Annotated in this window: 13 protein-coding genes and 1 pseudogene; 3 read left to right on the top strand and 11 right to left on the bottom strand. The window is 36.8% G+C overall.

From position 1 onward, the window contains the following. From A9G42_RS01860 to A9G42_RS01855, 3 genes are all read right to left on the bottom strand, one after another. The coding region (locus tag A9G42_RS01860) for a DDE-type integrase/transposase/recombinase (protein WP_143426080.1) at window positions 1-416 on the bottom strand (416 nt) is incomplete at its 3' end. A 12-nt stretch (window positions 417-428) separates the two neighbouring features. Further along, window positions 429-596: an IS3 family transposase gene (locus A9G42_RS13535; RefSeq protein WP_179854585.1), complete on the bottom strand. Its 168-nt coding sequence runs from the start codon at window positions 594-596 to the stop codon at window positions 429-431. A gap of 53 nt (window positions 597-649) precedes the next feature. Further along, window positions 650-952, bottom strand: a complete 303-nt coding sequence (locus A9G42_RS01855) for a transposase (protein ID WP_179854584.1) — start codon at window positions 950-952, stop codon at window positions 650-652. A gap of 84 nt (window positions 953-1036) precedes the next feature. Between A9G42_RS01855 and A9G42_RS01850 the strand changes: the two genes are divergently transcribed. Together A9G42_RS01850 and A9G42_RS01845 are read left to right on the top strand one after the other, a co-directional pair. After that, window positions 1037-1369: a hypothetical protein gene (locus tag A9G42_RS01850; RefSeq protein WP_143426078.1), complete on the top strand. Its 333-nt coding sequence runs from the start codon at window positions 1037-1039 to the stop codon at window positions 1367-1369. Further along, a complete protein-coding gene (locus tag A9G42_RS01845; RefSeq protein WP_065652473.1) occupies window positions 1370-1600 on the top strand; it encodes a hypothetical protein in 231 nt (76 codons plus the stop codon). It begins immediately after the preceding gene. Between the two features lie 338 nt (window positions 1601-1938). Here A9G42_RS01845 and A9G42_RS14030 read toward each other — a convergent pair. Beyond that, window positions 1939-2235: pseudogene (locus tag A9G42_RS14030) on the bottom strand (DNA gyrase subunit B); the annotation flags it as partial. 735 nt (window positions 2236-2970) lie between these two features. On the opposite strand from A9G42_RS14030, the gene A9G42_RS01835 reads away from it, so the two are divergent. Beyond that, window positions 2971-4449: a hypothetical protein gene (locus A9G42_RS01835; RefSeq protein ID WP_143426077.1), complete on the top strand. Its 1479-nt coding sequence runs from the start codon at window positions 2971-2973 to the stop codon at window positions 4447-4449. A 363-nt stretch (window positions 4450-4812) separates the two neighbouring features. Here A9G42_RS01835 and gyrB read toward each other — a convergent pair whose 3' ends face one another. The 7 genes from gyrB to A9G42_RS01800 form a co-directional block, all read right to left on the bottom strand. Beyond that, entirely contained in the window at window positions 4813-7224 is a 2412-nt protein-coding gene (gyrB, locus tag A9G42_RS01830) for a DNA topoisomerase (ATP-hydrolyzing) subunit B (RefSeq protein WP_065652471.1), read from the bottom strand. Between the two features lie 42 nt (window positions 7225-7266). After that, the gene (gene recF / locus A9G42_RS01825; protein ID WP_065652470.1) at window positions 7267-8340 is read right to left on the bottom strand and encodes a DNA replication/repair protein RecF; all 1074 of its coding nucleotides are present in this window, start codon (window positions 8338-8340) and stop codon (window positions 7267-7269) included. A 46-nt stretch (window positions 8341-8386) separates the two neighbouring features. Further along, complete coding sequence (gene dnaN, locus A9G42_RS01820; protein ID WP_065652469.1) at window positions 8387-9490, bottom strand: DNA polymerase III subunit beta; 1104 nt, start codon at window positions 9488-9490, stop codon at window positions 8387-8389. A gap of 15 nt (window positions 9491-9505) precedes the next feature. Beyond that, window positions 9506-10864, bottom strand: a complete 1359-nt coding sequence (gene dnaA, locus A9G42_RS01815; RefSeq protein WP_065652468.1) for a chromosomal replication initiator protein DnaA — start codon at window positions 10862-10864, stop codon at window positions 9506-9508. A gap of 167 nt (window positions 10865-11031) precedes the next feature. Further along, entirely contained in the window at window positions 11032-12123 is a 1092-nt protein-coding gene (gene ompA, locus A9G42_RS01810; RefSeq protein ID WP_065588427.1) for a porin OmpA, read from the bottom strand. Window positions 12124-12316: 193 nt separating this feature from the next. Continuing rightward, complete coding sequence (locus A9G42_RS01805; protein ID WP_065652467.1) at window positions 12317-13225, bottom strand: recombination-associated protein RdgC; 909 nt, start codon at window positions 13223-13225, stop codon at window positions 12317-12319. Between the two features lie 113 nt (window positions 13226-13338). Continuing rightward, on the bottom strand, window positions 13339-14088 hold the full coding sequence (locus A9G42_RS01800; RefSeq protein WP_065568383.1) for a MipA/OmpV family protein: 750 nt from the start codon (window positions 14086-14088) through the stop codon (window positions 13339-13341). Window positions 14089-14145 lie beyond the last annotated feature (57 nt).

Below are 14145 nucleotides of genomic sequence, written 5' to 3'. Positions count from 1 at the left end.
ACAGCATTATCATAAGGGCATCCCTTATGGCTTAATGAACGCTCAATGCCAAATTCCTTTAAACATTCATTAAGGAGATGATTATCAAATTCTTTTCCTCTATCTGAATGAAATAACTCAACTGAATTTAAGTTAATAGGGATTTGGCTGATAGCATCCATAACCAGTTGAGCATTTTTATGTTTTCCAGCACTTCGTCCCACGATTTCTCGATTGCTTACATCAATAATCACACAAAGGTAATGCCATTGTTGTTTTACTCTCACATAAGTTAAATCAGTCACTAACACTTTTCGTTGTTGGCCTACGGTAAACTCACGATTAAGTTGATTACTTACTGTTGATTCGTTGCTTTGTTCTGTATTAGCACGATATTTTTTACAGGTATATTTTGATACTAATCCGTTTTCTTGCATGATTCTACCAATTCAGCGACGGGATAATAGTATGCTTTTCTCCCTAAGCTCTGCTTGTAGTCGCCTTGTTCCATAGGCTTGATAGTTATCGTTAAATATCGCTTTCACTTTTTTACTAAGCTCTTTGTCTGTTTTTTTACTGGTTAATGGTTGTTGATAATAAAATCGATTTCTTGACACTTGTAAACATCGACATAACGCACGTAAGCTATATCGATGTTGATTCTCGGTGATTAATTTGATTTTCGTCCTATTATCAACGCCGCTTGCTTTAGGATGTCATTCTCCATTAACAATCGCTTATTCTCTTTACGTAGGGCTATGAGCTCATTTTCTTGAGCACTACGATTAGCTTGAGCTGTAAACTCACCAGTGGTTTGATATTGCTTTATCCACTTATCTAATGCGGATTTAGTCAGGTCGTATTCGGTGACAATATCCGCTCGTTTTTTGCCATTTTGGTATAACATTACCCTCTGTTTTTTAAATTCATTACTAAAACTGCGTTTTTCTCTTCTTGAAATGAGATTTGTCATTGTTGGTTCCTTTTGTTTTTTGGTTATCATAACAATGACCTTATTAAACTGGTACTAATTAGTGTAGCCTGTCCAACGGCTATTATGACACCCAATGCGAATGGCACCCGTGTGCGAGTTCTGCTAACAGGTCCTGTGGCAACTGATGATCAAATAAAGGAGGCAAACTCAGCTCGAATTTACACACCAGCCTTACCAAAAACGTTTGAGTTAGTTGGTTATGATAGTAGCGGTGCAGCAGTGATAAAATATGGATTTGTGTTACAGAAATGGTTTGTCAGCCGTGGTGAAAGGTCAGCAACCAACAGCGAAACTGAAAATTGGTGTACTAGCTTAGGTTATCGTCTTCCACAAGCAAAAGATTTTACTAATGCGGTCTGCTCAGGGGCAAACGAACTATTTTCTGCCGAAGTTTAGTTGGTGCCACGCTCAGCATCAAGTGGCCATCATTATCAGCGTCAAATCGGTGCTGGATTTTTCTCTGAGTGGGGGGATATAATCTATTATAAAGGTGCTGGTATTGCAAATGCTTGGTTCTGGACGAGTGATCCCTATGGAGGATGGAGATTTCGTATCGACTCAACTGCTGGTTCTGTTGATGGAGATTATCCTTACAACCACAACAATGGGTTGTGTATCTATCCGTGATGATAATTAGCTTGACAAGCAGGATTATCAGCTAATTAAGGCTAAGCATTAAAGAAGTTGCCTTAACTTAAAATGGAGAAACACGCACGAATGATAATATTAAAGAATAACGTGCTTATTATTAATGTTAATCAACAACAATAAGCGTCGTTTCAATATAAAGCTAAAAGGATCAAAAAGAATTCTATATTGAAACGCATACCTAATTAAAAATTTTTAACAAGATTCTGTTTTTCTTTATAACTTGTTAATTCAATTTGTTATTTCTCTTGTTTTAATCAATAAAAGACTAGGCATCTGCCTAGTCTTTTATGTTGTATATTAAAATAGCGTAACCTTTAAAAATCTAAATTAGCTGCTTTAAGAGCATTTTCTTCAATAAATAATCGACGTGGTTCGACTTCATCACCCATGAGAGTTGTAAACAATTGATCTGCTTCAATTGCATCTTTGATGGTGACTTGTAACATACGGCGACTGGTTGGATCCATGGTGGTTTCCCATAATTGTTCAGGGTTCATTTCCCCAAGACCTTTATAACGCTGAATAGTTAAGCCACGACGAGACTCTTTAATTAACCAATCAACGGCTTCTTCAAAAGATTCAACTGGCTGTTTACGCTCACCGCCCTCAATTGGTGATCACTACTAGTGTCAAATAGGGGCTGGTTTCTCCGCGAAGTGAGGCGATACGGGGGGTTACACCAGCGTGGGCTTTGAGAACCACTACTACTGGCCAAGTGACGCTGCTGGTGGTGACTACCAGTTCTCTGTTTTCATGGGATGGTTATTTGGGCAACCACAATGCTTTGCCGAATAACACTAATTACTATGGACTTTGCACCACTCCTTAGTATTTGATGCTTAGTTCTTAATCCTGAGGTAGTGTGCGAAGCTTATGGTGAAAATAAAGGACAATCCATCCAAGAAACAAGCCCACCGCGCATTAGGCCGAGCCTTGAGCCAGCAGATCATACAAGTTTGTGCTTTTGCAAATAGACAGCAAAAGCGCTTTTCCCAGAATAAAAGCCAGTTCCCAAAAAATTCATTATTATACTCAAACATCTATCCTAAACTTTTTGACATTATTTATTAATCTTTCTATAAAAGGGTGGTTAAATTTTTTTAAAGCGTTATACTTTTTATATTAACATATTAATTTGGCTTAATTTATTAGCTAATAATTATAAAAAATCAAATAAACACAAAACAATTGATATACAGGATGTTATGCAGTATAACTATAGCCTACAGATCTGGCCGCATTATGTTTTAAGCATTTCTAAATACTACTTAAATAAGACATTTAGCTTCGGTATCCTTTTTACCCTAAACTTATTAAATACACATACACAAGATTGCCACTTATTCTTGCTAATTAGTTTTCGTAAACCGCTAAATGTTAGCCTGAAGCAGCAATTACAATTAGCGGAGCTATCACAGCCACGTTTATCGCGTTTATCTAGTTTAACTTTATGGCTATTTAAAGTTTCTTTTACATTAGTACCATTGTTGTTAACGTGTGTAGCAAATGCAAAAATGTTATCAGCCAGTACTTCAAATATCATTGAAGGTACCGCTCCTTATTTAACATTTGATGGCGGTATAACCAAAGCTACTCAGACGGATGGTTTGTTAAGTATCAAGTTATCGGATGCTACAGTAATCTCACCAATGAGCAATACATCTTCACTATCAAAACCAATAGTGTTACCTAGTGCCAGCGATACGTTTGCTAATGTTGTCATGTTTTTACCAACAACCAGGAACTCAATAAGTTTAAACACACTCGTTAGAGCCCCGTATAACTATTGGGGTGATAATGATGGTGATGGGCAGGGGAGAAGAGGTATAACGGCAACAGGCAGGTTAAGGGTTCGGATCAAGGATAAAAATAATCGAACAGTTAGTCGTGTCGATACTTTAGATATTTGCAATGCACCTTATAAAATGGAATTAAGCAATACCAATGGCAGTTTAAAGACGCGGTATGGTGTGCCAAATCAAACTATTTTTGGTGTGGATGCTGTAACTTACTATTTCACCCCAGAATCGTCAGCTAAAGTTTGCTATGCCAAACCAGAATTGCAAGAAAGTATAGGTCGATATGCCGGTCCTGCTGAAATGTGGGATACAAGAAAAGGGTTTATTCCCCAAGCAACTACCCCATCATCATACGCTAGTAACTTTCCTACTACTGGTGCGAATGGTTTATACTTTGATTTAGACATAGGAGGAAGGGGTTCTCTAACTTGGCCATCAATCACTCAAGGTGGTATAACTGCTACCATGACACCCGATGCGAATGGGACAACTGTGCGCGTTACTTTAACAGGACCTGCGTCAACCAAAAATGAACAGAACGCTGACTTACCAGGGCCGCTTCAGGCTGGAATACCAAACTTACCGCAAATATTCGAGCTAAAGGGATACGATAGTAGTGGTAAAGAGGTGGTAAAATATGGATTTGAATTGAAGAAGTGGTTTGTTAACCGTGGGCTTAGAACAGCTGAAGCTGCCAACCAAGAAGCTTGGTGTTCAAGCATAGGCTATCGGATTGTACAAGTCAAAGACGTCACCAATGCAACCTGTGATGGTAGTAGTAGTTGTCAAAATGCAGTTGGTGCCACACCTTCATCAAGGGGCAATAATTACCATCGCCGAATTGGTGGCGGTTTGTTTAGTGAGTGGGCTCGCCTAGCTAATTATAGTGGTTCAGGCTTTAGTAACCTTAGCTATTGGACAAGTGATGTAACAGGGGAGCGTTTATTTCATGTATACTCGTACAATGGTCGGGTTTACCGTGCTGACCCTATCGGTAACTATTATGGGGTGTGCGTTTATCCTTAGCTTTTAGTTCTGAGTTTTTAATTCTTGTACGAATTAAGAGTCAATTAAGTTTAAAAAAAACAAAGAAATCTGTTTTAATTTAAGTGGCTACACGCCAACAAAGCTGGCAAGCCATGCGTTTTTGTATCTAAAACAGCACAAATGCTTGTCTAATATAAAAAATATCCAATCAAAGAGAACTTAACAATCCATTTTTTATACTCAAACGCATAGTTACCTGAAACTTTTTGACAAGAATTTTAATTTTTCTGAAAAAGCATAATTTAGGCCATAGTTACATTTTTATAGGTAGTTATAACTTTATTGAATAAAAAAACCAGACATGCGTCTGGTTTTTCTGTTGGTTTTTTATAGCAGTAATATTTAGAAATCTAAATTAGCTGCTTTAAGGGCATTTTCTTCAATGAATAATCGTCGAGGTTCAACTTCATCGCCCATAAGGGTTGTAAATAATTGATCTGCTTCAATTGCATCTTTGATGGTGACTTGTAACATACGGCGACTGGTTGGATCCATGGTGGTTTCCCATAATTGTTCAGGGTTCATTTCCCCAAGACCTTTATAACGCTGAATAGTTAAGCCACGACGAGACTCTTTAATTAACCAATCAACGGCTTCTTCAAAAGATTCAACTGGCTGTTTACGCTCACCGCGTTGAATAAAGGCACTCTCTTCCAGCAGATCTTTTAATTGTGCGCCAAGGTGGCAGATATTACGGTATTCATTGCTATGGATAAAGACTTGATCTAATGGATAATTTGTATCAACACCATGGGTTCTGATTTTAATAATTGGCACATATAATTGTGTTTTTTCATTATATTCAGTTGAATACAGGTAGCTGCTGCCATGTTGCTCTTTGTTCGATAATTTTTCAACAATGGTTTTTGCCCAATTTTCAGCCTGCTGTTGGTTTTGTAAAATACTTTCGTTTAATACGTCATGATAAACCAATTCAGAAAGTAGCGCTTTAGGGTAACGACGCTCCATTTTGGTAATCAGTTTTTCGACTTTTTGATATTCGGCAATGAGTCTTTCTAACGCTTCGCCTGCAAGTGCAGGGGCATGGTCATTAACATGTAATGAGGCATCTTCAAGGGCTAAAGCAATTTGAAACTGTGTCATTGCTTCATCATCTTTGATATATTGCTCTTGCTTGCCTTTTTTGACTTTATATAAGGGCGGCTGTGCAATATAAACATAGCCACGCTCTATGATTTCTGGCATTTGGCGATAAAAGAACGTTAGTAATAGAGTACGAATATGTGAACCATCGACATCGGCATCGGTCATGATAATAATACTATGATAACGCATTTTATCTGGGTTATATTCATCACGACCAATTCCACAACCGAGAGCGGTGATTAGTGTTCCCACTTCTTGCGAAGAAAGCATTTTATCAAAACGGGCTTTCTCTACGTTTAAAATCTTACCTTTAAGTGGTAATATCGCTTGATTTTTGCGGTTGCGTCCTTGTTTGGCCGAGCCCCCCGCAGAGTCCCCTTCCACTAAGTAAAGCTCAGATAAGGCAGGATCTTTTTCTTGGCAATCAGCAAGTTTTCCAGGTAAGCCACCTAAGTCTAAAGCGCCTTTACGACGGGTCATTTCTCGAGCTTTACGGGCTGCTTCACGGGCTCTTGCTGCGTCAATGATTTTCCCAACTACAATTTTGGCATCACTTGGGTTTTCAAGTAGATATTCTGCTAATTTTTCACCCATGACGGATTCAACCGCAGATTTAACTTCTGATGAGACTAATTTGTCTTTGGTTTGTGATGAGAATTTAGGATCTGGGACTTTAACTGATACAACCGCGATGAGACCTTCACGCGCATCATCACCTGTGGCACTAATTTTCGCTTTTTTGCTGTACCCTTCAGATTCCATATAATTGTTTAATGTGCGCGTCATTGCACCACGGAAACCGGCTAAGTGTGTACCGCCATCTCGTTGGGGGATGTTATTAGTAAAACAATAAATATTTTCTTGGTAGCCATCGTTCCATTGCAGTGCCACTTCGACGCCAATATCGTCTTTTTCTGTGCTGAAATAAAATATTTTAGGATGAATAGGATTTTTATTTTTATTTAAATATTCAACAAAAGCTTGGATACCTCCTTCGTAATGATAATGTTCGCTTTTACCGGTGCGTTCATCAAGTAATCTGATGGATACCCCCGAGTTTAAGAAAGACAATTCACGTAGTCGTTTAGCTAAAATTTCATAAACAAACTCAATATTGGTAAATGTTTCAGGGCTTGGCCAGAAGCGAACATAGGTACCTGATTCAGTGGTGTCGTCAATCACTTTGAGTGGCGCTTGTGGCACCCCTAAGTGATAAATTTGTTGGTGAATTTTACCATCACGATAAATCACTAATTCTAATTTATCCGATAAAGCATTAACCACTGAAACCCCCACACCGTGTAAGCCACCAGATACTTTGTAAGAATTATCATCAAATTTACCACCTGCATGTAGCACGGTCATAATAACTTCAGCCGCTGAGATACCTTCTTCCTCATGAATGCCAGTTGGAATACCGCGACCATCGTCACGCACAGAAACAGAATTGTCGGGGTGAATCGTCACTTCGATATGATGACAATAACCTGCTAATGCTTCGTCAATGGCATTATCGACCACTTCAAAAACCATATGGTGAAGTCCTGTTCCATCATCAGTATCACCAATATACATACCTGGACGTTTACGGACAGCATCAAGTCCTTTGAGTACTTTAATGCTAGAAGAATCATAAGAATTAGACATGGATTTCTCGACTTATTTGATTGTTTATATCATTCTATAAATTTACGAAATTATACCAGATTTTATGTGAAAAATCTTATCATTTTCATCGATCATATGGGTAATTTGCGCTTGGTTAACTGCGGTAATAAATACTTGTGAATGAGCTAATTTTAAACGTTTGGCTAACAGTTCTCGTTTATTGTTATCGAGTTCAGAGGCAAAATCATCAATTAGGTAAACACAAGATTGAGTATTTTGCTTTGAATAATATTCGCCTTGAGCTAAACGTAAAGCGCACATTAATAACTTTAATTGACCGCGGGATAATAAGTCTTCAACAGGAATATTGCTGACACGTAACCGAATATCAGCTTTATGCGGCCCTACTGATGTGTAGTTAAGCAGCTTGTCTCGTTCGTAGTGCTTGTTTAATATTTCAGCATAATCAGTGTCATGTTCCCAACCTTGATAATATTGGCAATTCAGCTGATATTCGGGTAAAAAGTCATGGCAAGTTTTTATAATTTCAGGGAAAATCTGTTGTGAATAATCCGCTCTAATGTGGCTAATTTTCTCAGCAATGGGAGCGAGTTCTTTGTCCCAAGGTAATAATTGATTATAACTATGGGATTGCTTTAATAATGCATTGCGCTGTTTAAATAAGCGTTTTAGATTATTCCATAAATGAACAAATTCTGGATAATGATGAAAACATCCCCAATCAATAAATGCGCGACGATATTTGGGACCACCACTCAATAAATCAAACCCTTCAGGTGTAATTAATTGTATGGGTAATAATTTGGCTAAATCGGTTAATCGAAAGCCTTCATCACCATCTATTTTGATTTTATTATTGCTATTACGTGATTTTGCAAGACCAATTGAATGAACCTGTTGGTTGGTGTTTTTTATTTCACTAAATAACACAAGTTCAGGTTGCTCCTGCTGGATAATTCGATTGGATTGTGTATGTCTAAATGCACGCCCGTGGCCAAGCATGTAAATAGCTTCAAGCAAGCTGGTTTTCCCACTTCCATTATCACCAACAATAAAGTTAAAGTGTGGCGATAAAGACAGTTGTGCATAAGCAATATTACGGAAATGATGAACTTGGATTTTTGAAAGAGTCATATGCTTATATTATTCCGGCCGAAACCGGAAAGTTAGATGTGGTTGATTATAAGCGCATTGGCATAACAACATAAGTGGCGGATTGATTATTAATATCTTCAATTTGTACACTGGATGTTGCATCAGTTAATAACAGTTGTACGCTATCACATTTCAATGTGTTTAATATATCAAGTAAATAGGTTACATTAAAGCCAATTTCAAGCTCTGATGATGCATATTTGACGTCAATGACTTCTTCTGCTTCTTCCTGTTCTGGATTATTTGCGGTGATTTTTATCTGATTATTATGGACGTAAAGTCGAATACCACGGAATTTTTCATTAGATAAGATCGCAACACGTGATAAGGCGTTTCTAAGCTCATCACAGGATACTTCAAGTGGTTTATCGGGATTGCGTGGTAATACGCGTTTGTAATCGGGGAATCTTCCATCAATCAGTTTTGATGTGAAAGTGAAGTCACCAAGGTTAACACGCAAATTATTATTACCAATTTGCATAGTGATTAATTCGTCGTTATCACCTACTAGTTTGGCAAGTTCAAGTACCCCTTTTCTTGGTAAAATGACAGAGTAAGCTGTTTTAATATCCTGTTCAATTGGCTGGGCACATACGGCTAGTCGATGACCATCTGTTGCAACTGATTTTAATAATCCATCTTCAATTTCAAATAACATACCATTTAAGTAATATCTTACATCTTGGTTAGCCATAGAAAATTGAACAGCATCAATTAGCCGTTTTATAGTTTTTTGTGGAACGGAAAGATCAATATCGCTTTGCCAGTTTTCTAAATTAGGAAAATCGCTAGCAGGTAAAGTAGATAAAGAGAACTTACTACGACCAGATTGAATCACCAATCGGTTATCATCAACGCTTATCGAAATTTGAGCATCATTGGGTAAGTTTCGGCAGATATCAAGAAACTTTCTAGCCGGCACAGTTGTTGCACCCGGTTCGCTTGCCTCAATCAATGGTAAATGAGATATCATCTCTATTTCAAGATCTGTCCCAGTCATTGATAGTGTGTTATCACTTACTTGCAATAATAAATTTCCCAAAATTGGTAGTGTTGGGCGACTACTCAAAGGTGCACTGACAAGCTGCAATGGTTTAATCAGTTTTTCACGATCGATAATAAATTTCATAGTATTGATTCTTTGTTAAGTTGATAAAGTTCGAATTAAATTGGAGTAATCTTCTTTTATATTATTACTTTCTTCTTTTAATTCTGCAATCTTTCTACATGCATGCAATACCGTTGTGTGATCTCTGCCACCAAAGCCATCACCGATTTCAGGCAGGCTTTTATTAGTAAGCTCTTTTGCAAGCGCCATAGCGACCTGCCTTGGTCTTGCAACAGAACGAGAACGGCGTTTAGAAAGTAAATCTGATACTTTAATTTTATAATATTCGGCAACCGTCTTTTGTATATTTTCAATAGTAACCAGTTTTTCTTGTAAAGCTAGCAAATCTTTTAAGGCATCTTTAACAAAATCAATGGTAATAGCTTTCCCCGTAAAATTAGCATTAGCGATGACTCGGTTAAGTGCCCCTTCTAACTCACGAACATTGGAACGTAATCGTTTAGCAATAAAAAAAGCGACTTCTTCGGGCAATTTTATTTTATTTTCTTCTGCTTTTTTCATTAAAATTGCAACCCGAGTTTCAAGTTCGGGCGGTTCTATTGCGATGGTTAGCCCCCAACCAAAACGTGATTTTAAGCGATCTTCAACGCCATTAATTTCTTTTGGATAACGATCAGAGGTTAAGATAATTTGTTGGTTGCCTTCTAATAAAGAGTTAAATGTGTGAAAAAATTCTTCTTGAGATCGCTCTTTATTTGCAAAAAATTGGATATCATCAATAAGTAATGCATCGACTGAGCGATAATAATTTTTAAACTCTTCAATCGCATTATTTTGCAATGCTTTGACCATATCTTGCACAAATCGTTCAGAATGCATATAGACAACTTTGGCATTGTTTTTTTCTACCATTATTTGATTACCCACTGCATGTAATAAGTGTGTTTTACCTAAACCGGTAGAACCATATAAAAACAAAGGGTTATAAGCTTTGCCTGGATTTTCAGCGACTTGTTTGGCCGCGGCCACTGCAAGCTGGTTTGATTTACCTTCAACAAAGCTATCGAAAGTATGTTTATGGTTTATACCTGAATGGTAGACATGATTATTCTTTGTTTCCTTTGTTGTTTTCCAAGCAGGCACAACATCTGCTTTACGTTGGCTACTTTGGACTTTTTTATCAGTGGATATGGTTGAGCCAACTTCAAGAAATAATTTTAGAGAATCATCATTAAAAAGTTTATTTAATAATTGGCTAATGGTGGGTAAATATTTATTTTTTACCCAATCTAGGACAAACCTATTTGGCGCATAAATATAGAGTTTATTATCGACCATTTCCGCTTGCAACGGGCGAATCCATAAATTGAATTCCGTTGTAGGGATTTCTTCTTGTAATTGCGAAAGGCAATCTTGCCAAATAGCGGTAGGCACGGCAACTCCTTCAACTTTTCTTACTAACAATATCGTAAAGCATTATAATCTTTTTTGTGGATAATTTGTAGTTCTAAGGTGATATATAATTTAGTTGTTAACAAAAAAGATAGATAAAAAAACCCAGTTTTTAACTGGGTTTTAATCAATAAGTTAAGAAACAAAGATTATTTTGTTGATTTAATTACTTCAACTTCTTGTTCGTTAAGTGCTTTAACTTCAATTTCAACACGGCGATCTGGAGCTAAACAAGCTTTTAAGCTAGCACCACGAAGCGCATTACATTTAGTGCCAGTAACTGGTTGAGATTTACCCATACCTCGTGCACTGATAACGTGAGAAGGCACGCCATTGGCAACTAAGTATTTCATTACTGAATTAGCGCGTTGTTCTGATAGTTTTTGGTTGTAGCTAACTGAACCAATACGGTCAGTATGACCAATTACTACGATAGCACTTTCAGTTGGTTTGATCTTAACTAGATTTGTAAGTAAGTTGTCTAATGCTTGACGACCTTCAGCTTTTAAGTCAGCTTTTGCATAAGCAAATAGTACATCTTCATTTAACACATAACGGTTTACTTCAGTTTTTAATTCAACTGGTGCTGGAACAGCTGGTGCACCTAAACGGTAAGTAATACCTAAGGTTACAGTACCAGCATCTGGAGATGCGTCAGTCTTAGTGCGAATATGTTGAACATATTGGTATTCTAAACGAGTAGAGAAGTCTTCCGCAAAACGATAATCAACACCTAATGCGTAAACTGGAGATAGATGATTTTTTGTACCACCGTGGCCATACACTTCTCTCGTATCGCCACCATTTTTCCATTTAGCTATAGTTACCATCCCACCTGCACGACCATAGATATCAAAACCGTCAACGATTGGATAGCTTAATTTACCTGTCAAAGATACACCCTGAGCAGATACTTTGCTATTACCAGCCTTAGTTTTATCGTCGTTCCACTTTCTTTTATATTTAGCAGATCCTAACCAGTCATAGCCTAATTCAACGGCTAAATAAGGGTTTGCTTGGTAACCAAGAAAAGCACCGCCAGCAACATTGCTACGTTCTCCAGTCTTAATACCAACTTCATCTTTATCAAAGCCACGAACTTTATTTGCATCTAATCGATAAAGCTCTGACCAACCTAATTTAGCACCTGTATAAAAAGTGTTGTCTTCGTATGCTGCGTTAGCTGCAGTGGTTGTTAAACTTGCAACTGCGATTGCTAGAGCTAGGGTTGTTTTTTTCATTTTATTGCCTCAACTTATATGTTGTTATAGACGATGTTTAGTTTTTTGTTGCTTAAAATTTACTTCAAATAAAAAGAACAATTACTTATTTTTATATAATTATGCTACACATAATCTGACGCTAGTATAGCATAGATAATGGGCAAAGCTATATTTATTGCCATCATGATATGAAAATTTTTAAATAGTTTTATCAAATAATTTTGTTAATTGTCAGGTAAAAGTCATTAATTGTATTGGCTAAGGTATTAGCCATAATAAAAAAGTCTGCTTCCAGCTTTTTATCAAATTCATCTGATCCTATATCTTCATTTTCGTCTAAAATAATAGCATCAAATTTAATTCGTTTAAATGTTAAATCGCTATTAATGATAAAGCTTATGCCTCTTTCATCAATAATTTTAATCTTAGTTATCCATTTCCCTAAATCAAAATGGATGCGCATTTCATCACTAGTGATATCTTGATTTTTACAACTAATAATCCCATTACCTTCAAGAGGATCTTTAAGTTCGGCTTGATCACCTAATACAAATGGTGGTAAATTCAGATTCTCTTTAACCCATGTGGTCATGATTTGTTCAAGTGGTTTGTCAATAGACAATGGCGTTAATGCTAGTGAACCAAGCTCTTTGCGTAAAATTGCTAAAATATCTTCAGCTTGTTTAAAGCTACTACAATCAACAATAATGCGTTTATTGTGCGTATCGATCCATAGCCAATAGTGATTATATTTACTAAATGCTCTTGGCATCAAATCAATCATAACTTCGTCTTTTAAAGTGGCTTTTTCATTTTTACTGAGCTTTCTACTTAGTGCTTGCTCTTGTTTATCAATTTTTTCTAATAGCGCTTGTTTGATGACGGGAGCTGGTAATATTTTAGTTTCTTTTTTGATACGTAATAATAAATGCCCTTGCATATCGACAAGCAAATCATCTTGATTATTATCATGATAAGGCGAAACCCATCCCATCTTTGTGGTATCTAAATTACCGCAGGGGGTAAAAGGGTGAGACTTTAAGGCTTTTTCTATCGCATCTTTATTAAGTAGCGTGTCACTATTGAGTTGATAAATTATGGCATTTTTAAACCAAAGCATACTTTTCTATTTCCTGAATTTTGTGATGAAGATTTTATTTTGTTTAAACTGATACTAACTGATAGTGCGTAACAAGTCGTTATCTTTTCATTGTCAGTATCGATGTTTATGAATTAAAAATTATAAGATACACCTGCATAAATTGAGGCTGTTACATTATTATCAATCATTGGGCTGTTAGTTACATCGCCTGTCAGTTCATCAATATGAATGCCACCGAAAGTAGCAATATTATCGGTTAAAGAATATTGTGCACCAATTTCAAAGTAAGGCGTAACAGAACTATTTGAATTAAAATAACGCAAACCTGAACGTGAAGACTCTTTATGAGAAACGCCATAATAATAGGCATTATGTTTACTATTAGCCCAATTAATACCAATCGTGGGCGCAACAATTAAATTACCTTGTATGTAAGGCACGGTATAGTCAGTATTCACTAAGATACTGTGACTTTTACCAAGAACGTCAGCGCCAATACTGCTTGAAAAAATCCCCCAATCAGTAATGATATCGTAATTTACTTCTGCCAATAAAGTAGAGTGACGGCTGTTAAGTTTTTTTAGCATGTGATTGTTAGCATCATGAGGTTTAAATTCATTAGCAAGATAGCGAGCACCAAATGATAGACTTTGATTATCGTCGTTTAATGCGTAAATACCGGTAGATAGATCATCAATAAAAAAGGAACCATTATCATAATCAATATGAGGAATAGGATAGAAGCTTGAGCGATAACTCTTATAGGGGGAATTAGACCAGCCTAAGCCGATACCTAATGATGTGGGATCGGCTGATGCAATTTGAGTATACCCTAAAGGAAACATTGATAAGATTGAAATTATGCAGCTTAAATTTTTCATTCTGATACCCACTTCTCGCAATATGACTCAAGACAATTATTGCAATAATTTTGCCTT

The organism is Gilliamella sp. Nev6-6 (assembly GCF_001690605.1).
Taxonomy (GTDB): Bacteria; Pseudomonadota; Gammaproteobacteria; order Enterobacterales; family Orbaceae; genus Gilliamella; species Gilliamella apicola_C.
The sequence above is the reverse complement of the archived record's forward strand: the minus strand, read 5'-3'. Positions and strand labels throughout refer to the sequence as shown.